The sequence below is a fragment of the Pseudomonas sp. GW821-FHT09H03 genome, assembly GCF_059415945.1.
On the sequence record NZ_JBWKOF010000002.1, the window covers coordinates 132,000 to 153,010 of the forward strand.

The window sequence follows — 21,011 nt, forward strand, 5'->3', positions numbered from 1 at the left end:
CGGCCAATCCCCAGCAGAATGCTCGGACATTCTGCTGGAGCCGGCCCTTGAAAGCCCTCGACGAACTGACTTTCGATAATCGCTTCGACCGCTTGGGCGATGCGTTTTCCGCTCATGTGCTGCCCGAGCCCATCGACAATCCGCGCCTGGTCGTGGCCAGCCCCGCCGCCATGGCGCTGCTGGACCTCGACCCGGCCGTGGCCGAAACCCCGGAGTTCGCCGAACTGTTCAGCGGCCACAAGCTCTGGGCCGATGCCATTCCAAGGGCGATGGTCTATTCCGGTCATCAGTTCGGCTCCTACAACCCGCAGCTGGGCGACGGACGCGGCCTGCTGTTGGGCGAGGTGTATAACCAGGCCGGCGAGCATTGGGACTTGCACCTCAAGGGTGCCGGCCAGACGCCATTTTCGCGCATGGGCGACGGGCGGGCGGTGTTGCGCTCATCGATCCGCGAGTTTCTCGCCTCCGAAGCCCTGCACGCCCTGAACATCCCGAGCACCCGTGCCCTGTGCGTGATCGGCTCCGACACCCCGGTGTGGCGCGAGAAACAGGAGCGCGCCGCCATGGTCTTGCGCCTGGCGCCGAGCCACGTGCGCTTCGGGCATTTCGAGTATTTCTACTACACCAAACGCCCCGAGCAGCAGAAAGAACTCGGCGATCACGTGCTGGCTATGCACTTCCCCCATTGCCTGGAACAACCGGAGCCGTATCTGGCGATGTTCCGCGAAGTGGTCGAGCGCAATGCCGAACTGATCGCGAAGTGGCAAGCCTACGGCTTCTGCCACGGGGTGATGAACACTGACAACATGTCGATCCTCGGCATCACTTTCGACTTCGGCCCGTTCGCCTTCCTCGATGACTTCGACGCCAATTTCATCTGCAACCACTCCGATGACCAGGGTCGCTATTCATTCAGCAATCAGGTGCCGATCGGCCAGTGGAACCTTAGCGCCCTGGCCCAGGCCCTGACGCCATTCATCAGCGTCGAGGCCCTGCGCGAAACCCTTGGCCTGTATCTGCCGCTGTTCCAGGCTCACTACCTTGACCTGATGCGCCGCCGCCTCGGCCTGACCACTGCCGAAGATGATGACCAGAAATTGCTGGAGCATCTGTTGCAGCTGATGCAGAACAGCGGCGTCGACTACAGCCTGTTCTTCCGCCGCTTGGGCGAGCAGGCACCGGAACAGGCCACTGCCCGATTGCGCGATGACTTTGTCGACATCAAGGGTTTCGATGCCTGGGGCGCGCTGTATATCGCGCGGGTCGCGCGTGAAGGCGAGGCTGACCAGGAACAACGCCGCAAAAGAATGAATGCGGTAAACCCGCTGTACATCCTGCGCAACTACCTGGCGCAGAAAGCCATCGATGCGGCGCAGGACGGCGACTACTCGGAAGTCCGCCGGCTGCACGCGGTGCTGAGCAATCCATTCGAGGAGCAACCCGGGATGGATAGTTATGCAGAGCGGCCGCCGGAGTGGGGCAAGCATCTGGAGATCAGTTGTTCGTCGTGAGGCTGGCCGCAATTGAAAATCCTGGCGGGCGCCTCCAATTAAGGAGGACCCGCTTCCAACTGGACCATCCTCGATGACTGACTCACTCCTCATCCCCTGCCCACACTGCAACGGCCTCAATCGCATCCCTGCCGAGCGCCTCGGTGACCAACCGAAGTGCGGCCGCTGCAAAGCCGGCGTCTTGCTGAGCAAACCGTTCGAATTGAAGCAAGGGGACTACGCCAGCCAGATCAAGGGCGATTTGCCTTTACTGGTGGACGTATGGGCGGACTGGTGTGGGCCGTGCAAGTCGTTTGCGCCGGTGTTCGAACAGGCAGCCGGGCAACTGGCGGGCAAGTGTCGGCTGGCCAAGCTGGACAGCGAAACGAACCAGCAGTTGTCGGCGCAATTGGGCATTCGCTCGATTCCGAGCCTGATTCTGTTCAGGAACGGCCGGGAGGTTGCACGCCAGAGCGGAGCCTTCCCGTTACCCCAATTGATGAGCTGGTTGCGTAGCCAGGGGATCTGACGCACCTCGACTCAATGTACGAGCCAGCTCACGATGGGATCGCTCGGTCAACGGATAGGCTGGATTTGAGGCCGTCATCGCGAGCAGGCTCGCTCCTACAGTGTTTTGGTGTCAGCCACGAGATTCAGGCCTTTTCCAGCAGGTTGTGCAACTCGACAAACTGCTGGGTCAGCTTGTGCCGTGGATCGAGATGGATCAGCGGCGTGTTGGCCTGGTGGGATTCGCGCATGCGCACCGAGCTGGTCAAGTACACCGGCAGCACCGGCAGGCCTTCGGCGATCAACTCGTCGAGCATCTGCTGGGGCAGACTGGCGCGGGCCTGGAACTGGTTGACGACAATTCCCTCAACTTCCAGCCCTTCGTTATGGTCCTCCTTCAACTCTTCGATTTCCGCCATCAGGCCATACAGCGCCTGGCGAGAGAAACTGTCGCAGTCGAAAGGGATAAGCACGCGATCAGCGGCAATCAGCGCCGAAACTGCGTAAAAATTCAACGCCGGCGGTGTATCGAGGTAAATCCGGTCGTAGTCTTCACTCAGCTCTTCAAGCAATTTACGCAGCTTGTTGATCTTGTGCTTGGCCTCAAGCTTTGGCTGCAAATCCGCCAGCTCGGCGGTGGCCGTCACAACGTGCAGGTTTTCAAACGGGGTTTCGTAGATATCGACCTGATTCTTCTTGGAGAACGGCCCGGAGGACAGCGTCTGCTTGAAGAAATCGGCAATACCCATGGGAATGTCGCTGCCGGTGAGGCCCGTCAGGTACTGAGTGGAGTTGGCCTGGGCGTCAAGATCCACCAGCAAGGTGCGAAAGCCCTCGCTCGCGCTGACAGCCGCCAGATTGCAGGCAATGCTGGATTTGCCCACGCCACCTTTCTGATTGAACACCACGCGCCGCATGTCAAAACCCCCGTGTATCAAAGAATGACCGAGTGTAGTGGTCCACGGCATGGCTCCGCTACCTAAACGGAAAGGGACTACACAGTCACGCGAGTTCTCTTGCTGAAAAAGCGGTAAACCCATGCGTCATCCACAGTCAACGCTGACAGATCAAGTTGATGAGAATATGGATAATTGCCCCACAATTGGCTTCTGTGGGCCGTTCGACACATTTAGCTGAGCAAAATGTAACCAACATTTGCTACACGTCAGCCGCACCGGGATAATGCGGGCCACTCGGCGCCGTGCGCCACGTAGGGGTGAGCCGTAGATCACGGGTCATTCAACGCGTCAAGAAAGCCCGCAGGGGCGGGATGAATGTCTTTGATCAACTTCAACATCGCCCAATGGCGCGCGTGGGCCCCTGGGCTCGAAAGCGTGGACGATTGGCAAGCCTGGAGCCGACATCCAGTTGTGCTGCAAGGTAGCGATGCCGCTCCCGACGTCTCGTTTCTACCGGCGATGCAGCGTCGGCGACTCGGCCGACTGGCGCGGATGGCATTCAGTGTCGCCTGGCCATTAGCCGATGGTCGGCGGGACCTGCCATTGGTCTACATTTCCCGTCACGGGGAAACCCCGCGCACCTTCGACATTCTCAGCGACCTGGCGAGCGACCAACCGCTTTCGCCGACCCAATTCAGCCTGTCGGTACACAACGCCATCATCGGACTGTGGTCGATCATGCGTGGCGAAACCAGCGAAATGACGGCCCTCGCCGCAGCTGGCGACGGCCTGGAGCACGGCATGCTGGAGGCTGCGGCACTGCTGGCCGAAGGGGCACCAGCGGTGCTACTGGTCATTACCGAAGAGCAACCGCCCGAAGCCTATTCGACCTGGATCGACGACGTACCCTTCCCTTATGCCCTGGGCCTGTTGATCACCGCAGGAACCGACTGGCAGCTGTCCCTGAACAGCCCCTCTGAAGCGTTGTCAAAAACCTGCTGGCCTCACGCCCTGAATCTGCTGCCGACACTGCTGGGCCAGCAAACCACCTGCCAACATGCCTGGAAAAATCGTGTATGGACCTGGCAACGCAACCTGTAACCGAAAAAAACCGCAACGCCTACTACTGGCGCCTGCTGGCCACCGCCGCAAGCTTTGCCCTGTTCGGGTTGGGCGGCCTGTGCCTGCGCCTGGTGATTTTTCCGCTGCTCAACTGCCTGCCGGGCGATGCCCAGACCCATCGGCGGCGGGCGCGGCAAATGGTCAGCCGCTGTTTCTGGTTGTTCGTGCAGTTCATGAGCCGCAGCGGTGTGCTGACCTACGACATTCAAGGTGCGGAAAAACTGGGGCGGCCGGGGCAAATGATCATCGCCAATCATCCGTCATTGATCGACGTGGTGTTTCTGATCGGCCTGGTGCGTCATGCCAATTGCGTCGTCAAGCAAAGCCTCTTTGAAAACCCTTTCACCGGTGGGCCCCTGCGCAGCACCGAATACATCAGCAACGACGGCAGCATGGACATGCTCGACACCGCCGCCGACGCCCTGAAAAGTGGCCAGACCCTGATCATCTTTCCGGAAGGTACTCGTACCCAGCCAGGCCAGGCACCCGCCTTTCATCGGGGGGGAGCGGCAATCGCCTTGCGCGGTGCGAAAATCCTCACCCCGGTTATCATCAAGGTCAGCCCGAGCACATTGACCAAGGCCGAACCCTGGTATCGCATCCCCAAACGGCGCGTGCACTTCAGTTTCCGGGTAGGCGCCGATATAGACCCACAAACCTTCGCAGCGCTGGGGCCGCCCCCGCAGGCCTCGCGCAAGCTCAACGAATATTTGCACTCTTACTTTATCAAGGAGCTCGCCGAAGATGAGCGAACTGAACAGCCATAGCCTGCTGCAGGAAATCAAACAGTTGATCATTGACGCCCTGGGCCTCGAAGACATCAGTGCCGACGACATTGGCAACGACCAGACCCTGTTCGGCGAAGGCCTGGGCCTGGACTCGGTGGACGCCCTGGAATTGGGCCTGGCGATCCAGAAAAAATACGGCATCAAAATCGACGCCGATGCCAAAGACACCCGTAGTCACTTCAGTAACGTGGCTAGCCTTGCAGCTTTCGTTACCGCAAAACAGGCAGCTTGAGACCGGACCATGCAAACTCGTGAAGACATTTTCAACACCTTGCGCGATGCCCTGGTCGAGCTGTTCGAACTCGAGCCCGAGCGTGTGAGCCTCGAATCCAACCTGTACCAGGATCTGGAAATCGACAGCATCGACGCCGTCGACCTGATTGATCACATCAAGCGCCAGACCGGCAAGAAAATCGCCGCCGAAGAATTCAAATCGGTGCGTACCGTCAGCGACGTGGTCGAGGCGGTCTACCGTCTGGTTCAACCGGCCGCATGAGCCGATTGATCGGCCTTGGCCTGTTGCTGGCGGGCCTGCTATACCCTTTCGCCGTGTATTTCGGCATGGAGCACTTTGCTCCATGGCAGTTCGGCCTGTTGCTGGGCAGCCTGTGGCTGGCCCGGGCACTGGCGGGCAGGAGACGACCTGGCAGTTCGTGGATGGCCACCGCAGCAATCGTGTTCTGTTTGCTGCTGGCGCTGTTCGATAGCCCGGCACTGCTGCGATGGTATCCAGTACTGATCAGCGCCTTCATGTTGGGGCTGTTCGGGTTGAGCCTGAAATACGGCCCACCGATGATCGAGCGCCTGGCCCGTCTGCGTGAACCTCGGCTGCCGGCCAGGGCCATTCGCTATACCCGTCAGGTGACCATCGCCTGGTGCCTGTTTTTTCTCTGCAACGGTTTGTGCGCTGCCGCCCTGACGCTTTGGGCGCCGCTGAGCTGGTGGATGCTGTACACCGGCCTGATTTCCTACGGATTGATAGGCCTGATGTTTGCCATTGAATGGCTCATTCGACAACGGGTACGAGGCCGCCCATGACCTGGATAAAACTTGAGCAGCTGCTGTTCAAGACTCAGTCGGCGCGCGTCGTAACGACCGAACCGGAGCTGGATCACACCCGCTTGTGCGAACAGGCGCTGCAACTGGCCGCTGGCTTGCAGGCCCAAGGCGTGCAGCGCATAGCCGTGCACCTGGAAGACGCCGCCGACCTGGCGATCGCGCTGTTGGGTGCCTGGCGTGCCGGGGTCAATGTGTTGCTGCCTGCCGATCTGCAACCGCAAACGCGCCAGCGCTGGTCGAATGATGTCGATCTGTGGCTGACCGATCAGCCCGACGATGCACATCTGAACGACTTCTGTCAGTCGCCACTCGCCCCGGCAGCACTGGATCCGGATCAATGCCGGCTAACCCTGTGCACCTCCGGTTCCAGTGGCGAGCCCAAACGCATTGAGAAAACCCTGCGCCAACTGACCAATGAAATTGAAGCTCTGGAGCAGTTGTGGGGGACCGGACTGGGCCCGGCGTGCATCATCGGCAGCGTCGCCACCCAGCACATCTATGGTCTGTTGTTTCGGCTGTTGTGGCCGCTGTGCGCCGGGCGCCCATTCCTGCGTCGGCAACAGGCTTTCCCGGAAGACTTGCAGCGGGCCAGTCGCGAGCACCCGGCATTCGCCTGGGTCGCCAGCCCAGCACTGCTCAAGCGTATGGGCGACAACCTTGACTGGCCGGCGTTGAGCGCCGTGCGCCAAGTGTTTTCTTCCGGTGGCGCGCTGCCGACCGAGGCCGCGCAGCGGCTGCATGAACGCCTTGGACAATGGCCGTTGGAGATTTTCGGCAGTTCGGAAACCGGTGGCATCGCCTGGCGCCAGGGCCATGACGCCTGGCAGCCTTTCGCGGATGTCGTGCTCAGCCAGGACAGTGACGGCGCGTTGCTGATCGCTTCACCGTACCTGCCCAGCGGCCATATCGAACACACCGCCGATGCCGTGCGCATTGCCGTTGATGGCCGTTTCGAGTTGCTCGGGCGGCTGGACCGGATCGTCAAGCTGGAAGAAAAACGCATCTCGCTGCCCATGCTCGAACAGGCGCTGATGCAACATGAGTGGGTGGCCGAGGCGCGCCTGGGCGTCATCCAGGAAAACCGCGCTTCGCTAGGCGCATTGCTGGTGCTGAGTGAATCCGGCTTGCACGCCTTGCGCAACCAGGGTCGACGCACATTGACCGAGCAACTGCGCCAACATCTGGGCCAGCACTGCGAAACAGTGGCCTTGCCACGACGCTGGCGTCTGCTGCGACAAATGCCATTGAATGCCCAGGGCAAGCTGGCTCAGGCCGATGTCGAGTCTTTGCTGCTGGCTCCGCGCCCCAAGGCACCACAGGTACTGGCGCAGGTCGAAACCGATGGCGAATGGAGCCTGCAGCTGGCCGTGCCGCCGGACCTGGCCTACTTCAGCGGCCACTTCCCCACCGCGCCGGTGTTGCCTGGCGTGGTACAGGTGGACTGGGCGCTGAGTCTCGGCCAGCAATTGATGACCCTGCGGGGAAAGTTCGCCGGGATGGAAGTGTTGAAATTCCAGCAACTGATACGACCGGGCGATGAAATCCAGTTGCACCTGCGCTTTGATTCGGCTCGCAGCAAACTGTATTTCACCTATCGCGATGAGACCGCTACCTGTTCCAGTGGGCGGATTTTGCTGGAGACTTCAAGTGAGGCATAGCCTTGGTGAGTGCTGCGCACTCAATCGCGAGCATGTCCGCTCCTACAGGGGTTCGGTGTGGCAAGTGAATCATGGGGCCTGCGGCAATCCAGTGTGGGAGCGGGCTTGCTCGCGAAGCAGGCACCCCGTTCTTTCAGGTGTATGCCACCATGCATAGCCCCTGCGCCATTATTCCGGTGTACAACCACGAAGCCGCGATCACCACGGTAGTCGACGCCCTCATTGCCCGTAACCTGCCGTGCATCCTGGTGGACGATGCCAGCAGTCCGGCCTGTGCCAGGGTTCTCGACCAACTGGCGCGGCGGGACATGGTGTACCTGATCCGTCTCGCCGCCAACCAGGGCAAGGGGGGCGCGGTCATGACCGGCTTGCGCGAAGCCTCGCGCCTGGGTTTCAGCCATGCCCTGCAGGTGGATGCCGATGGACAGCACGACCTGCAGGACGTCGAACGGTTTATCCAGCAATCCAGGGCTCATCCGCAGGCGGTGATCTGTGGCTACCCGCAATTCGACGCCAGTGTGCCAAAGGGCCGGTTGTATGCCCGATACCTGACCCACGTCATGGTCTGGATCAACACCCTGTCCCTGCAGATTCGCGATTCCATGTGCGGCTTCCGGGTCTATCCATTGCCGCCGGTCCTGGCATTGATCGAGTCGGCAAAGATCGGCAAGCGCATGGACTTCGACTCGGACATCCTGGTGCGCCTGGCCTGGCGCAATCAGCCGATGCAATGGCTGCAAACCCGGGTTCGTTACCCGCTGGATGGTGTATCGCATTTCCGCCTGTTCCACGACAACGTGCTGATTTCCAGCATGCACACCCGGTTGTTCTTCGGCATGTTGCTGCGCGCGCCGGCGATCCTCTGGCGAAGGTGGCGAGCATGACCAACAGCGCCGACAAGTCGCACTGGGCCGACCGTGAAGAGCGCGGCAGTTTCTGGTTGATGAAGCTCACCGCATTCGGCGCCAAAGTACTGGGCCGTCGCCTGCTGAGCCCGCTGCTGTATGGCATCGTGTTGTATTTTTTCCTGTTCGGCCGCAGCGCCCGGCAAAGCGCCTGGCAGTACCAGCAACGCCTTGCCCAATGGAGCGGCCGCAACGAATTGCGTCCGACCCACTGGCGCGTCTTCGGACAGTTCATGGCCTTTGCCGATTCCATGCTCGACAAGCTCGACGTGTGGAACGGCAAGCTGAGCATCGAGCAAATCGAAATCATCGACCCGGCGCTGCTGCGCACTCAGTTGCGTGGTACTCGCGGGCAGCTGCTCGTGGGCGCGCATCTGGGTAACCTGGAAGTCTGCCGCGCGCTGGCGGAACTCGGCGAAAAAGTCACCATGAACGTGCTGGTGCACACCAAGCACGCCGAGCAGTTCAATCGTTTGTTGGGCGAGGCCGGGGCGAGCAATCTGCGCTTGATTCAGGTCAGCGAACTTGATCCCGCCATCATGCTGCAGCTCCACGAACGCCTGGAGCGCGGCGAGTGGCTGGCGATTGCCGGCGACCGCGTGCCATTGCATGGCGGGCGCAGCGTGACGGTGGACTTCCTCGGTTACCCGGCAAGATTTCCCCAGGGCCCGTGGCTGCTGGCCGGCCTGCTGAAATGCCCGGTCAACCTGCTGCTGTGCCTGAAAAAGCCCGACGGCGACTACCGCCTGACGCTGGAACCCTTCGCCGACGCGATCACCTGGAAACGTAGCGACCGCGAGCAGGTCATACATCAGTGGGCTTGCCGTTATGCCGAGCGTCTGGGTCACTATTGCCTCGAAGCGCCACGCCAATGGTTCAACTTTTACCCTTTCTGGAAGACCGATGACGACGCCAACGCTTGAGCCGGTAACCTTCGGCGAACTACCTTTGCGTATCGAAGACGTGCTGGCCCTGGCCAACGGCCAGGCACCAACGCAGTTGCAGGACGACCCCGGGTTCCGCCAGCGCATCGCCAAGGGCGCGCAGTTCCTCGACTCCCTGCTGGACAAGGAAGGCGTCATCTATGGCGTGACCACCGGCTACGGCGACTCCTGTGTGGTCGCGGTACCGCTGCATCATGTCGAAGCCCTGCCGCGTCATCTTTACACCTTCCACGGCTGCGGACTGGGCAAGCTGCTCGACGCCCAGGCCAGCCGCGCGGTGTTGGCGGCACGTTTGCAGTCGCTGTGCCAGGGCGTTTCCGGGGTACGCGTGGAGCTGCTGGAACGCCTGCAAGCCTTCCTCGAGCACGACATCCTGCCGCTGATTCCGGAAGAAGGCTCGGTAGGCGCCAGCGGAGACCTGACGCCGCTGTCCTACGTCGCCGCCACGTTATCCGGCGAACGCGAAGTGTTGTTCCGTGGCGAGCGCCGACAAGCCGCCGACGTCCATCGCGAACTCGGCTGGCAACCGCTGGTGTTGCGCCCGAAAGAAGCGTTGGCATTGATGAATGGCACTGCCGTCATGACCGGGCTCGCCTGCCTGGCCTATGCCCGCGCCGACTACCTGCTGCAACTGGCGACCCGGATCACCGCGCTGAACGTGGTGGCCCTGCAAGGCAACCCGGAACATTTCGACGAGCGTCTGTTCGCCGCCAAGCCGCACCCCGGGCAAATGCAGGTCGCCGCCTGGTTGCGCAAAGATCTGGCAATCGACGCACCGACCGCGCCGTTGCATCGCCTGCAAGACCGTTACTCCCTGCGTTGCGCACCCCATGTGCTCGGCGTCCTGGCCGACAGCCTGAACTGGCTGCGCTCGTTCATCGAGATCGAACTCAACAGCGCCAACGACAACCCGATCATCGACGCCGAAGCCGAGCGAGTGCTGCACGGCGGGCACTTCTACGGCGGTCACATCGCGTTCGCCATGGACAGCCTGAAGAACTTGGTGGCCAACGTCGCCGACCTGCTCGATCGCCAACTGGCATTGCTGGTGGATGAGCGCTACAACCACGGCCTGCCGAGCAACCTTTCCGGTGCCAGCGCCGACCGGGCCATGCTCAACCATGGCTTCAAGGCCGTGCAGATCGGCACCAGCGCCTGGACCGCCGAAGCGCTGAAAAACACCATGCCGGCGAGCGTCTTTTCGCGCTCCACCGAGTGCCACAACCAGGACAAGGTCAGCATGGGCACCATCGCCGCTCGCGATGCGATCCGCGTGCTGGAACTGACCGAACAAGTGGCCGCCGCCACATTGCTCGCAGCCAACCAGGGTGTCTGGCTGCGCGGCCTGGCCGAGGACGCCCGTCCATTGCCACCGGCGCTGGCAGAAATGCACGAAGCACTGGCAAAGGACTTTGCGCCGGTCATTGAAGATCGTGCCCTGGAGGGCGAATTGCGCCTGTGCCTGCAACGCATCGCCGCTCAACACTGGAGGCTGCATGCGTAGCAAGGGATTTCTGCACACTGATTCTGAAATTGTCGTGCCGTTCTTCGACGTCGACAGCATGCACGTGGTCTGGCACGGCCATTACGTCAAATACCTGGAAGTCGCCCGTTGCGCGCTGCTGGACAGGATCGGCCACAACTACAACGCCATGTCCGAGTCGGGTTACGCCTGGCCGGTGATCGACCTGCAACTGCGGTACGTGCGCGGTGCGGTGTTCGGCCAGAAGCTGAACGTACGAGCCAATCTGGTGGAATGGGAGAACCGGTTGAAGATCAATTACCTGATCAGCGACCTGCACACCGGCGAACGCCTGACCCGCGCCGTCTCCGTGCAAGTGGCCGTCGACATCGCCAGCCGCGAAATGCAACTGGCTTCGCCCAAGGTGTTCACCGACGCCGTAGAGAGGGCCCTGCCATGATTTTCTGGCGCCCCCGCCCCCCTGTAGGAGCGAGCACGCTCGCGATGGTCGTCAACGATAACGCTGGACACCTGACACTGCGCGCAACCCTAAGGTTTTTCGCGAGCATGCTCGCTCCTACAGGGCTCTGCGTACTACTGGGCATTCCAGGGCTGGCCCATGCATTCGACCTGCAGCAACTGAGTACTCAACTGGCCAAACCCGAGGTCATTCACGGCAACTTCATCCAGGAAAAACACCTGCGCGCCCTGCCCAAGCCGCTGACCAGCACCGGCACTTTCGTGCTCGCGAAAAACCACGGATTGTTGTGGCTGCTGAAAACCCCGTTGCAGCAGGATTATCGAATCAACGAAAAAGGCATTGCCCATCGTGACGCCGCAGGCTGGCAAATGGTCCCGGGCAAGGCCGCTGGCGCCGAACAGAACCGCCTGTTCCTCTCGGTGCTGCAAGGTGACAGCACTGGCTTGCAGCGCGATTTCGAGCTCTCGCTCAGTGGCGACCCCCGAGCCTGGCAGCTCACACTGGTGCCGCGCTCGATGCTGCTCAAGCAAGTGTTCAACCGGATCAATATCACCGGTGCCGAGCTGGTACAGAGCATCGAACTACTCGAAACCCAGGGCGACAGCACCTTGTTGCGCATGCAGGACAGTACCGGCGCCCAACCGTTGAGCGAAGCGGAGCAACATGACTTTGCCGAGTGAGCGCAGGCTGCCGTGGCTATTCCTGACCCTGCTGCTGGCAGTACTGGCGCTCGCCGGTTGGCAATGGCGTGACGGCGCACCGCTGTCGGCCAATCTGATGGATCTGGTGCCCGGTACAGCACCTGACGCCCTTGAGCAGCGCGCCGAACAGCGCATACAAGAACCGCTGAACCGCGAAATGCTGGTGCTGGTGGGCCACTCTGATCGCCAACAAGCCATCGCCATGGCGCAGCAACTGGGCGAACAATGGCAGGCCAGCGGCCTGTTCGAAAAGGTCCAGTGGACCCTGCAAGCCGACTTGCCAGCACTGCGCACCCAGTTGCTGCGAGGCCGATTGGCGATGCTGTCCGCCGAAGACCGCGCGCTATTGAGCGAACATCCCGACGCATTTATCCAGGAACGAGTGCAGGCGCTGTTCGACCCGTTCAACGGCTTCAGCCTGGTATCGAGCCAGGATGACTGGCTGGGGTTGACCGGGCGTATCCAGAACAGCCAGCCGAAACACGGCGCAGTGCAACTGGACATTGGCAGTGGCGCCTTGATCGCCGACGCGAACGGTAAAAGCTGGGTGCTGCTGCGCGCACGCACCACCGGCAACGCCTTCGACATGAACCTGCCACTGCAAGTGGCCGACCTGCTCGAGCATGGCCGCGAAGTAGCGGCGCAAAGCGACGTTCAACTGCTGGCCGCCAGCGGCTTGCTGTATGCGGCCGACGGCCAACGCCAGGCCGCCCGGGAAATGACCTGGGTGGGTGGCGGCGCCACGCTGGGAATTCTCTTGCTGTTGCTGCTGGCCTTCCGCCGCTGGCGCGTACTGCTGGCCTTCGTCCCGGTGCTGGTGGGCATGCTGTTCGGCGCGGTGGCCTGCGTGGCGCTGTTTGGCCACATGCATGTGATGACGCTGGTGCTGGGTTCGAGCCTGATCGGCGTCGCGGTCGATTACCCGCTGCATTACCTGTCCAAGAGCTGGAGCCTGAAACCCTGGCACAGCTGGCCGGCGCTGCGCCTGACCCTGCCAGGACTCACGCTGAGCCTGATTACCAGCGCCATCGGTTATCTGGCCCTGGCCTGGACGCCCTTCCCGGCACTCACCCAGATTGCCGTGTTCTCTGCCGCCGGCCTGCTCGGCGCCTATTTGTCTGCCGTGTGCCTGTTACCGGCCCTGCTCAAGGGTGCCGACCTGCGCCCGGCGCAATGGCCGCTGCGGGTGAGCGAATACCTGTTGGCCCGTCGCGAAGCGCTGCTCAAACGGGTGAGCACGCCAGTGTTGCTGGCGCTGCTGATCGCTTTCTGTGTCGCTGGCCTGCTGCAACTCGAAAGCAAAAACGACATTCGCCAATGGATCGCCGCGCCGCAACAATTGACCGATGAAGCCCGGACCATCGCGCAGATCACCGGTTATCAACCCACCAGCCAGTTCTTCCTGGTACGTGCCGCTAATCAGCAGCAACTGCTCGAGCGCCAGACCGCCCTGAGCGAACGCCTGGATCAGTTGCGCAACCTGGAAAAGCTCCAGGGCTACCTGTCCCTCAACCAGTTGGTCAGCCCGCAGAACCAACAGCAGCAAGTGCGCGAAGCCTTGAGCAAGCTGCCGCAGTTCTGGCAACCGCTGCTCGACATCGGCGTACCGGTCGAGGCGTTGCGCGCCGAATTGGCAACATTGCAGGCATTGCCTGGCGAAGACATCGATGCGGCATTGGCGGGCCCCCTGGCAGAGCCCTATAGAGCACTATGGCTTGGCCCCAGCGATGATGGCGTGGCGGCGATGGTCAGCCTGCAAGGTGTGAATAACCCGAACTTGCTGCGGGCCCAGACCCACGATTTACCGGGCGTGGAACTGGTCGATCGGCTGGGTGAGTTGAACCTCGTCTTCGCCGCTACCCAGGTCAGCGCCGCAGAGTTGAAACTCGCTTCCTGTGTACTGATCGTGCTGGTTTTGATCCTGCCATTCGGCTTCGGCGGGGCGCTGCGCATCGTTTTTCTGCCGCTGCTGGCAGCGCTGTGCAGCCTCGCCAGCCTCGGCTGGCTGGGGCAACCATTGACCCTGTTCAGCCTGTTCGGCCTGCTGCTGGTGACGGCGATCAGCGTCGATTACGCGATCCTGATGCGCGAGCAAGTCGGCGGCGCTGCCGTGAGCCTGCTGGGTACTTTACTGGCGGCGTTGACCACCTGGCTGTCGTTCGGTCTGCTGGCGGTATCGAGCACGCCGGCGGTGAGCAACTTCGGCTTGTCGGTCAGCCTGGGCCTGATCTTCAGCTTCCTGCTCGCCCCCTGGGCCGGTCGACAGGTACATGCCGCTGCAGTCACGGAGCCAGCAGCATGATGGTCGTGTTGTTCTGGGCGATGGCCCTGGTGTTGTTTGCCCTGGCCACCCGTGTCGGCCGTCGCTTTGGCCTGATTCCGATTGTCAGCCAGTTACTCCTGGCGACCATCGGCTTGCCGCTGCTGATGTACTTCTGGGTTGAACCTCAGTGGCAACTGAGCGGCGCCGCGCTGGTAGCACCGGTGTGGCTGAAAAACCTCTACAGCTTGAGTTTCGCCCTGCTGCTGGGCTACATCCTCAGTGACGTAATCGACCTGCAACTGGATCGCCAGAGCCTGAAAATCGCCCTGCCGAGCTTCTGCATTCCATTCGCCTGCGGTCTCGCCACGGCGATCTGGTTGTTGCCGGCGCAACCGTGGATCAGCTCGCTGGCCGTCGGTTTGCTATTCGCCATTACCGCGATTCCGGTGTTGTACCTGTACCTGCGCCACATCGATTACCCACCCGCGGCCACGCGCAGACTGGTGCAAACCGCAATCCTCATCGACCTCACCTGCTGGACGCTGTTTGGCATCGCCCAGGGCAGCCTGCACCTGAGCAGCCTGTTGCTGCCCTTGGCCGGTGCGTGCCTGCCGCTGCTGTTGCGCCTGCTCGGTCTGCGCCAGACGTGGCTCTACAGCCTGTGCTTTTTCGCGCTGCTGGTGGTCGCCGAACACTACAAGCTCAATGCACTGATCTTCGGCATCGGCTACCTGCTGATCATGGCCGCGCTGAAAGCACCGCTGGTATTACCGTTGCCAGCCCTGTGGATGAGCCGCTTGCAGACATACATCGCCATCCCGTTGATTCTCAATTTCGGCATTGTGCAGATCAACGTGCACAGCGCCATGGACAGCCTCGGCTGGGTGCAACTGAGCGCCCTGCTGCTGTTGCCGATTGCCAGCAAACTGCTGGGCAACTGGCTCGGCCTCGGCTGGGCCGCCTCGCCGTTCAAAGGCGCCAGCCGCTGGCGCGAAAGTATCCTGCTGAACATTCGTGGTTTGAGCGAGATCGTCTTCCTCAACCTGTTGCTACAACAGCAACTCATCAGCCCGGCGCTGTACTTTGCGCTGATGCTGATGGGTCTGGTCGCGACGCTGCTGCCCGCCCTGGCCGGCATGCACCGTCTTCCCTCGAAAGCCGCCGTTCCCGCAAGGAGCTCCCATGCCAACCATTGAGATGGAACATCGCCAGGTCGTAGTCATCGGAGCCGGTCCATCCGGTGCCATCGCCGCCGCGCTGCTCAAGCGCAAGGGGCACGACGTACTGGTGATCGAGCGTCAGCATTTTCCCCGGTTTTCCATCGGCGAAAGCCTGTTGTCCCACTGCCTGGATTTCGTCGAGGAAGCGGGCATGCTCGACGCCGTCAATGCCGCCGGTTTCCAGGTGAAAAACGGTGCCGCGTTTGCCTGGGGCGAGCAGTACAGCACCTTTGATTTCGGTGACACGTTCAGCGAAGGCAAGCCGACGACCTTTCAGGTGCAGCGCGCAGACTTCGACAAGTTGCTGGCTGATCAGGCCGCGCTGCAAGGCGTGGAGTTGCGCTACGGCGAGACCATCGTCAGTGTCGATACGGGCTCGTGCGGACCCCAGCTCGGCGTGCGCCGCGAAGACGGCAGCGAGTACCGCATCCAGGCCGCTTTCATGCTCGATGCCAGCGGTTATGGCCGGGTTTTGCCGCGCTTGCTCGACCTCGAGGCACCGTCGAATTTCCCGGTACGCCAGGCCGTGTTCACCCATGTCGAAGATCGTATCGACAGCCCGGGCTTCGACCGCAACAAGATCCTCATCACCACCCATCCGACCCAACGGGATGTTTGGTTCTGGACCATCCCGTTCAGCAACGGGCGCTGCTCGGTCGGCGTGGTCGCCGCAGCAGAGCACTTCGCCGGCCGCAGCGACAATCTGGACGAGTGCCTGCGCGGCTTCATCGCCGAAACGCCGAGCCTGGCCGGCGTGCTGAACAATGCCCAGTGGGATACCGAGGCTCGTGCCATCGGCGGTTACTCGGCCAACGTCAAGACCCTCCATGGCCCAGGCTTCGCTCTGCTGGGCAACGCAGCAGAATTTCTGGACCCGGTGTTTTCCTCCGGGGTGACCATCGCCATGCGTTCGGCGAGCATGGCCGCCGCGGTGCTGCACCGCCAGCTGCAAGGCGAGTCCGTTGACTGGCAGAGCGAGTTTGCCGAACCGCTCAAGCGCGGCGTCGACACATTCCGTTGCTATGTCGAAGGCTGGTACGCCGGGACCTTCCAGGATGTGATTTATCATGAAGGCAGTTCACCGGAGATCCGCCGGATGATCAGCTCCATTCTGGCCGGATATGCCTGGGATGTACGCAACCCGTTCGTCAGCGAAGCCAGGCGCCGGCTGAAGGTCATTTCCGAACTCTGTGCACGGGACGGGACATGAGTTTTTTGAGCCACAACTGCGTCGAGCGAAGCCATATCGGTTGCTGGTCGCTCCTGCGTTATCTGCTGCTCGGGTGTCTCGTACTGCTGAGCGCCTGCGCCGGCCGGGCGCCGCTGCCCGAGCAAACACCGAGCCTGGAATTGCCGCTGCAATTACACATCGAGCGCATGCAGGACGATCAGCGTCAGCATTGGGTACTGGTGATTCAGAGCGAAGGGGCCGGCATTCGCTGGTCGATGATGGACTTGCTCGGCATTCCCCAGGCACGCCAGATACTCACTGATAAAACCTGGAAGGCCGACGGCCTGCTGCCACCCAATTCAGAGGCCCGAGAGCTGTTCGCGGCGCTGCTGTTCGCACTGACACCAAGAGATCAGTTGGCGATCAATTATACCGGCGCCTGGCAACACGGTGCACAACGGTCCCTGCCCGATCGCTGGGACGTACGCTACTCACATTCGACGAGCTTTGAATTGCAGTTGCAGAAAGGTCCAGTATTTGAAATCACACCCCTGAGCGGTGATACGCCATGACCGCCTACCTGAATGCCCTGGGGGTGATCTGCGCCCTTGGCCGGGGCAAGCGCGAAGTCGCCCGCAACCTGTTTGCCGGCGATTGCTCCGGCATGCGTGACGAAGCCGGCTGGGTGCCGGAGCGTTCGTTGCCGGTCGCTGCGGTCCGTGGTGAGTTGGCGGCGATTCCACCGGGTCCGCCCTGGCAACACACTCGCAACAATCAACTGTTGCTGGAGGCGGCGCTGCAAATCCGCCCGGACATCGACGATGCGATCCAGACCTACGGCCGCGACCGCATCGGTATCGTGCTGGGCACCAGTACTTCTGGAATCGAGGAAGCCAGCCAGGGGCTGGCCCAATACCTGCGCGAACAGCAGTTCCCGGCCGCCTACGATTATCAGCAGCAGGAACTGGCGGCGCCGGCAAACTTTCTCGCCGACTGGCTGCAATTGAGCGGGCCGACCTACGTGATTTCCACGGCCTGCACCTCCAGCGCCCGCGCCTTGATCAGCGCCCAACGCCTGCTGGACCTGGGCATCTGCGACGCGGTGTTGTGCGGCGGTGTCGACAGCCTGTGCAAACTGACGCTCAACGGCTTCTCGGCGCTGGACGCAGTTAGCGCACAGCGCTGCAATCCGTTCTCGGTCAACCGTAACGGCATCAACATTGGCGAGGCGGCGGTGCTGTTCGTGATGAGCAAACAGCCGGCAGAAGGGCACTCGATTGCCCTGCTGGGCAGCGGCGCCAGCTCCGACGCGTACCATATTTCTGCCCCGGAACCCTCTGGCCGTGGCGCCCTTCAAGCGATGTGCAAGGCCCTGGGCCGTGCCAACCTGGAGCCAGGGCAGATCGCCTATCTGAACCTCCATGGCACTGCCACTGCCCATAACGACGCCATGGAAAGCCAGGCAGTGGCGACCCTGTTCCCTGCCGGCGTGCCCTGCTCGTCGAGCAAACCCATGACCGGTCACACGCTGGGGGCCGCCGGCGCGCTGGAAGCGGCATTCTGCTGGCTGAGCCTGAGCGACGACAACAGCGAGCAAGCCCTGCCACCGCACATCTGGGACGGCCAGCCCGATCCAGCGCTGCCGCCCCTGCAATGGGTGACCCCGGGCACGCGTCTGGCGTCCATTGCACCGCGCTACCTGATGAGCAACTCCTTCGCCTTCGGTGGCAACAACGTCAGCCTGATTATCGGAGACGCCCCATGATTGACTGGCCGCTCGCCGAACTGCTGCCCCACGCCGGCGACATGATCCTCATCGAGCAGATCCTGGCATTCGATGATGAGCAGATTGAAACCCGCCTGACCGTCAGGCCCGGCGGCCTGTTCAGCCAACCCGACGGCAGCCTGCCGGCCTGGGTCGGCATCGAGCTGATGGCCCAGAGTGTGGCCGCCTTTGCCGGTTGCCGTGCACGCAAGCGCGGCGATGCCGTGGAACTGGGCTTCCTGCTCGGTAGCCGCAAGTTCGAATGCAACGTCGAAAGCTTTCCAGCCGGCACCGAACTGACCCTCCATAGCCTGCGCTCACTGGAAGACGACAACGGCATGGGCGTGTTCGAATGCCATATCAACGCGCCGGGCATCCACGCCACCGCCCGGTTGAATGTTTATCGCCCGCCACAAGTGGCTCAATATCTTCATGAACCCGAAGGAGTCCAGTCATGACGCCATCCGTACTGGTCACCGGTTCCAGCCGGGGCATTGGTCGCGCTATCGCCTTGCGCCTGGCCCAGGCTGGCCATGACATCGTGCTGCATTGCCGCAGCGGCCTGGCGGACGTCGTGGCGGTACAGTCTGAAATCGAAGCCCTGGGACGCAGGGCGCGTATCCTGCAATTTGATGTATCCGACCGCGCCAGCTGCAAAGCCGTTCTCGAAGCCGACGTCGAGACCCACGGCGCCTATTACGGCGTGGTGCTCAACGCCGGCCTGACCCGCGACGGTGCTTTTCCCGCGCTGAGCGAGGATGATTGGGACGTGGTGATGCGCACCAACCTCGACGGTTTCTACAACGTGCTGCACCCGGTGATGATGCCGATGATCCGTCGTCGTGCCGCCGGGCGGATTGTCTGCATAACCTCGGTATCCGGGTTGATCGGCAACCGTGGCCAGGTCAACTACAGCGCCTCGAAGGCCGGCCTGATTGGCGCGGCAAAGGCATTGGCGATTGAACTGGGCAAGCGCAAAATCACGGTCAACTGTGTCGCACCCGGCTTGATCGACACGGCCATGCTCGACGACAACGTGCCGGTGGAAGAACTGATGAAAATGATCCCCGCACAACGCATGGGTACGCCAGAAGAAGTGGCCGGCGCAGTGAATTTCCTGATGTCGGCGGAAGCGTCGTACATCACCCGGCAGGTTCTGGCCGTCAATGGAGGCCTGTGCTGATGAAGCGCGTCGTCGTCACCGGCATGGCCGGCATCACCTCACTGGGCAGCGACTGGCAGACCATCGCCGGCAACTTCGCGGCCAACCGCAGCGGCATCCGGCGCATGGACGAATGGGATCGCTTCACCGAACTCAACACGCGCCTGGCCGGCCCCATCGACGATTTCAAGGTACCGAGCCACTGGACCCGCAAGCAGCTGCGCAGCATGGGCCGGGTTTCGCGGCTGGCGGTAGGCGCGGCGGAACTGGCCCTGGCTGATGCCGGATTGCTCGGCGACGACTCGATCAAGGACGGACGCATGGGCGTCGCCTGCGGTTCATCGACCGGCAGCACCGACGAGATCAAGGCGTTTGGCAACATGCTGCTCAATTCGGTGGCCGAAGGTCTGAACGCCAACTCATATGTACGGATGATGCCGCACACCACCGCGGCGAACATCAGCATCTTCTTTGGCCTCACCGGCCGCCTGATCCCGACTTCCAGCGCCTGCACCAGCGGCAGCCAGGGCATCGGCTATGCCTACGAGGCCATCAAGTTCGGCCGCCTGCCGCTGATGCTCGCCGGCGGCGCCGAAGAGCTGTGCCCGACCGAGGCCATGGTCTTCGACGCGCTCTACGCCACCAGCCTGAAAAACGACACCCCGCAACGCACCCCGCGCCCTTACGACACTGGGCGCGATGGCCTGGTAATCGGGGAAGGCGGCGGCATGCTGGTGCTCGAAGAACTGGAACATGCCCTGGCCCGTGGCGCGCGCATCCATGCCGAGATCGTCGGCTTCGGCAGCAACGCCGACGGCCAGCACACCACCCGGCCGGAGCAGGTCACCATGCGTCGGGCCATGGAGCTAGCGCTGGAGGATGCGGGACTTGCACCCTCCGACATCGGCTACGTCAACGGCCACGGCACCGCGACCGAACAGGGTGACATCGCCGAGACCCAGGCCACCAGCAGCCTGTTCGGCGAACACATGCCGATCAGCTCGCAGAAGAGCTTCCTCGGCCACACCCTCGGCGCCTGCGGCGCGCTGGAGTCGTGGTTCAGCATCGAAATGCTCAACCGCGACCTGTATGTGCACACCTTCAACCTCGACGAGATCGACCCGCACTGCGGCAAGCTCGACTACCTGCGCGGTGAGTTCCGGCAGATGAGTAATCAGTACGTGATGAACAACAACTTCGCGTTTGGTGGAGTGAATACTTCACTGATTTTTCGGCGTTGGTCGTAACATGTAGGAGCGAGCTGCTCGCGATGGACGTCAACGATAACGCGGGCTGCCTGATACCCCGTGTTATCCGGACGGCGACCTTTCAATTCCTCCCGCAAAGAAAAGACACACTCGGAACCCGGAGTACCTCATTTCGGAAACGTCCCACAGCCAGAATTCAGGCTACA

22 protein-coding genes are annotated in these 21,011 nt (G+C 62.0%); 21 read left to right on the forward strand and 1 reads right to left on the reverse strand.

Features of this window, described 5'->3' with window-relative positions; all coding sequences use genetic code 11:
* Positions 1-47 precede the first annotated feature (47 nt).
* Together selO and trxC are read left to right on the forward strand one after the other, a co-directional pair.
* On the forward strand, positions 48-1,511 hold the full coding sequence (selO, locus tag AC07OG_RS03245; RefSeq protein WP_495066198.1) for a protein adenylyltransferase SelO: 1,464 nt from the start codon (positions 48-50) through the stop codon (positions 1,509-1,511).
* A gap of 73 nt (positions 1,512-1,584) precedes the next feature.
* Positions 1,585-2,019, forward strand: a complete 435-nt coding sequence (gene trxC, locus AC07OG_RS03250; protein WP_495066199.1) for a thioredoxin TrxC — start codon at positions 1,585-1,587, stop codon at positions 2,017-2,019.
* Positions 2,020-2,143: 124 nt separating this feature from the next.
* On the opposite strand, the gene AC07OG_RS03255 is transcribed toward trxC, so the two are convergent.
* Entirely contained in the window at positions 2,144-2,914 is a 771-nt protein-coding gene (locus AC07OG_RS03255) for a ParA family protein (protein WP_060542667.1), read from the reverse strand.
* A gap of 357 nt (positions 2,915-3,271) precedes the next feature.
* On the opposite strand from AC07OG_RS03255, the gene AC07OG_RS03260 reads away from it, so the two are divergent.
* The 19 genes from AC07OG_RS03260 (at position 3,272) to AC07OG_RS03350 (ending at position 20,844) form a co-directional block, all read left to right on the forward strand.
* Positions 3,272-3,997 (forward strand): beta-ketoacyl synthase chain length factor, encoded by a 726-nt coding sequence (locus AC07OG_RS03260; protein WP_495066200.1) that lies wholly within the window; start codon positions 3,272-3,274, stop codon positions 3,995-3,997.
* The gene (locus tag AC07OG_RS03265; RefSeq protein WP_060542665.1) at positions 3,973-4,785 is read left to right on the forward strand and encodes a lysophospholipid acyltransferase family protein; all 813 of its coding nucleotides are present in this window, start codon (positions 3,973-3,975) and stop codon (positions 4,783-4,785) included. The genes AC07OG_RS03260 and AC07OG_RS03265 overlap by 25 nt, the downstream gene beginning before the upstream one ends.
* The gene (locus AC07OG_RS03270) at positions 4,763-5,038 is read left to right on the forward strand and encodes a phosphopantetheine-binding protein (RefSeq protein ID WP_060542664.1); all 276 of its coding nucleotides are present in this window, start codon (positions 4,763-4,765) and stop codon (positions 5,036-5,038) included. The genes AC07OG_RS03265 and AC07OG_RS03270 overlap by 23 nt, the downstream gene beginning before the upstream one ends.
* 9 nt (positions 5,039-5,047) lie before the next feature.
* Positions 5,048-5,302 carry an acyl carrier protein gene (locus AC07OG_RS03275; RefSeq protein WP_060542663.1) on the forward strand — a complete coding sequence of 85 codons (255 nt, stop codon included), beginning with the start codon at positions 5,048-5,050 and terminating at the stop codon, positions 5,300-5,302.
* Positions 5,299-5,844, forward strand: coding sequence for a COG4648 family protein (locus AC07OG_RS03280; protein ID WP_218424268.1), 546 nt, complete (start codon positions 5,299-5,301; stop codon positions 5,842-5,844). Before AC07OG_RS03275 ends, AC07OG_RS03280 begins: the two co-directional genes overlap by 4 nt.
* Positions 5,841-7,523: an ApeI family dehydratase gene (locus tag AC07OG_RS03285; RefSeq protein ID WP_495066201.1), complete on the forward strand. Its 1,683-nt coding sequence runs from the start codon at positions 5,841-5,843 to the stop codon at positions 7,521-7,523. The genes AC07OG_RS03280 and AC07OG_RS03285 overlap by 4 nt, the downstream gene beginning before the upstream one ends.
* Positions 7,524-7,672: 149 nt before the next feature.
* Positions 7,673-8,407 (forward strand): glycosyltransferase family 2 protein, encoded by a 735-nt coding sequence (locus AC07OG_RS03290; protein WP_495066202.1) that lies wholly within the window; start codon positions 7,673-7,675, stop codon positions 8,405-8,407.
* On the forward strand, positions 8,404-9,351 hold the full coding sequence (locus tag AC07OG_RS03295) for a lysophospholipid acyltransferase family protein (protein WP_495066203.1): 948 nt from the start codon (positions 8,404-8,406) through the stop codon (positions 9,349-9,351). The genes AC07OG_RS03290 and AC07OG_RS03295 overlap by 4 nt, the downstream gene beginning before the upstream one ends.
* On the forward strand, positions 9,332-10,876 hold the full coding sequence (locus tag AC07OG_RS03300; protein ID WP_495066204.1) for an HAL/PAL/TAL family ammonia-lyase: 1,545 nt from the start codon (positions 9,332-9,334) through the stop codon (positions 10,874-10,876). Before AC07OG_RS03295 ends, AC07OG_RS03300 begins: the two co-directional genes overlap by 20 nt.
* Positions 10,869-11,294, forward strand: a complete 426-nt coding sequence (locus AC07OG_RS03305; RefSeq protein WP_495066205.1) for an acyl-CoA thioesterase — start codon at positions 10,869-10,871, stop codon at positions 11,292-11,294. The genes AC07OG_RS03300 and AC07OG_RS03305 overlap by 8 nt, the downstream gene beginning before the upstream one ends.
* Positions 11,291-11,995 (forward strand): outer membrane lipoprotein carrier protein LolA, encoded by a 705-nt coding sequence (locus tag AC07OG_RS03310; protein ID WP_495066206.1) that lies wholly within the window; start codon positions 11,291-11,293, stop codon positions 11,993-11,995. The genes AC07OG_RS03305 and AC07OG_RS03310 overlap by 4 nt, the downstream gene beginning before the upstream one ends.
* The gene (locus tag AC07OG_RS03315; protein ID WP_495066207.1) at positions 11,979-14,318 is read left to right on the forward strand and encodes an MMPL family transporter; all 2,340 of its coding nucleotides are present in this window, start codon (positions 11,979-11,981) and stop codon (positions 14,316-14,318) included. Before AC07OG_RS03310 ends, AC07OG_RS03315 begins: the two co-directional genes overlap by 17 nt.
* On the forward strand, positions 14,315-15,475 hold the full coding sequence (locus AC07OG_RS03320; RefSeq protein WP_495066208.1) for a sodium:proton antiporter: 1,161 nt from the start codon (positions 14,315-14,317) through the stop codon (positions 15,473-15,475). The genes AC07OG_RS03315 and AC07OG_RS03320 overlap by 4 nt, the downstream gene beginning before the upstream one ends.
* On the forward strand, positions 15,462-16,709 hold the full coding sequence (locus AC07OG_RS03325) for an NAD(P)/FAD-dependent oxidoreductase (RefSeq protein ID WP_495066209.1): 1,248 nt from the start codon (positions 15,462-15,464) through the stop codon (positions 16,707-16,709). Before AC07OG_RS03320 ends, AC07OG_RS03325 begins: the two co-directional genes overlap by 14 nt.
* Positions 16,706-17,242 carry a hypothetical protein gene (locus AC07OG_RS03330; protein ID WP_495066210.1) on the forward strand — a complete coding sequence of 179 codons (537 nt, stop codon included), beginning with the start codon at positions 16,706-16,708 and terminating at the stop codon, positions 17,240-17,242. The genes AC07OG_RS03325 and AC07OG_RS03330 overlap by 4 nt, the downstream gene beginning before the upstream one ends.
* Positions 17,239-18,435 (forward strand): beta-ketoacyl-[acyl-carrier-protein] synthase family protein, encoded by a 1,197-nt coding sequence (locus AC07OG_RS03335; protein WP_495066211.1) that lies wholly within the window; start codon positions 17,239-17,241, stop codon positions 18,433-18,435. Before AC07OG_RS03330 ends, AC07OG_RS03335 begins: the two co-directional genes overlap by 4 nt.
* Positions 18,432-18,893 (forward strand): hotdog family protein, encoded by a 462-nt coding sequence (locus AC07OG_RS03340; protein WP_495066212.1) that lies wholly within the window; start codon positions 18,432-18,434, stop codon positions 18,891-18,893. The genes AC07OG_RS03335 and AC07OG_RS03340 overlap by 4 nt, the downstream gene beginning before the upstream one ends.
* Positions 18,890-19,618 carry a 3-oxoacyl-ACP reductase FabG gene (gene fabG / locus AC07OG_RS03345; protein ID WP_218424257.1) on the forward strand — a complete coding sequence of 243 codons (729 nt, stop codon included), beginning with the start codon at positions 18,890-18,892 and terminating at the stop codon, positions 19,616-19,618. Before AC07OG_RS03340 ends, fabG begins: the two co-directional genes overlap by 4 nt.
* Entirely contained in the window at positions 19,618-20,844 is a 1,227-nt protein-coding gene (locus tag AC07OG_RS03350; protein WP_495066213.1) for a beta-ketoacyl-ACP synthase, read from the forward strand. Before fabG ends, AC07OG_RS03350 begins: the two co-directional genes overlap by 1 nt.
* Positions 20,845-21,011 lie beyond the last annotated feature (167 nt).

Bases quoted from the DNA above. Each gene is read 5' to 3' on its own strand.
- trxC (WP_495066199.1), top strand. From the start codon at position 1,585: ATGACTGACTCACTCCTCATCCCCTGCCCACACTGCAACGGCCTCAAT.
- AC07OG_RS03255 (WP_060542667.1), bottom strand. From the start codon at position 2,914: ATGCGGCGCGTGGTGTTCAATCAGAAAGGTGGCGTGGGCAAATCCAGC.
- AC07OG_RS03260 (WP_495066200.1), top strand. From the start codon at position 3,272: ATGTCTTTGATCAACTTCAACATCGCCCAATGGCGCGCGTGGGCCCCT.
- AC07OG_RS03265 (WP_060542665.1), top strand. From the start codon at position 3,973: ATGGACCTGGCAACGCAACCTGTAACCGAAAAAAACCGCAACGCCTAC.
- AC07OG_RS03270 (WP_060542664.1), top strand. From the start codon at position 4,763: ATGAGCGAACTGAACAGCCATAGCCTGCTGCAGGAAATCAAACAGTTG.
- AC07OG_RS03275 (WP_060542663.1), top strand. From the start codon at position 5,048: ATGCAAACTCGTGAAGACATTTTCAACACCTTGCGCGATGCCCTGGTC.
- AC07OG_RS03280 (WP_218424268.1), top strand. From the start codon at position 5,299: ATGAGCCGATTGATCGGCCTTGGCCTGTTGCTGGCGGGCCTGCTATAC.
- AC07OG_RS03285 (WP_495066201.1), top strand. From the start codon at position 5,841: ATGACCTGGATAAAACTTGAGCAGCTGCTGTTCAAGACTCAGTCGGCG.
- AC07OG_RS03290 (WP_495066202.1), top strand. From the start codon at position 7,673: ATGCATAGCCCCTGCGCCATTATTCCGGTGTACAACCACGAAGCCGCG.
- AC07OG_RS03295 (WP_495066203.1), top strand. From the start codon at position 8,404: ATGACCAACAGCGCCGACAAGTCGCACTGGGCCGACCGTGAAGAGCGC.
- AC07OG_RS03300 (WP_495066204.1), top strand. From the start codon at position 9,332: ATGACGACGCCAACGCTTGAGCCGGTAACCTTCGGCGAACTACCTTTG.
- AC07OG_RS03305 (WP_495066205.1), top strand. From the start codon at position 10,869: ATGCGTAGCAAGGGATTTCTGCACACTGATTCTGAAATTGTCGTGCCG.
- AC07OG_RS03310 (WP_495066206.1), top strand. From the start codon at position 11,291: ATGATTTTCTGGCGCCCCCGCCCCCCTGTAGGAGCGAGCACGCTCGCG.
- AC07OG_RS03315 (WP_495066207.1), top strand. From the start codon at position 11,979: ATGACTTTGCCGAGTGAGCGCAGGCTGCCGTGGCTATTCCTGACCCTG.
- AC07OG_RS03320 (WP_495066208.1), top strand. From the start codon at position 14,315: ATGATGGTCGTGTTGTTCTGGGCGATGGCCCTGGTGTTGTTTGCCCTG.
- AC07OG_RS03325 (WP_495066209.1), top strand. From the start codon at position 15,462: ATGCCAACCATTGAGATGGAACATCGCCAGGTCGTAGTCATCGGAGCC.
- AC07OG_RS03330 (WP_495066210.1), top strand. From the start codon at position 16,706: ATGAGTTTTTTGAGCCACAACTGCGTCGAGCGAAGCCATATCGGTTGC.
- AC07OG_RS03335 (WP_495066211.1), top strand. From the start codon at position 17,239: ATGACCGCCTACCTGAATGCCCTGGGGGTGATCTGCGCCCTTGGCCGG.
- AC07OG_RS03340 (WP_495066212.1), top strand. From the start codon at position 18,432: ATGATTGACTGGCCGCTCGCCGAACTGCTGCCCCACGCCGGCGACATG.
- fabG (WP_218424257.1), top strand. From the start codon at position 18,890: ATGACGCCATCCGTACTGGTCACCGGTTCCAGCCGGGGCATTGGTCGC.
- AC07OG_RS03350 (WP_495066213.1), top strand. From the start codon at position 19,618: ATGAAGCGCGTCGTCGTCACCGGCATGGCCGGCATCACCTCACTGGGC.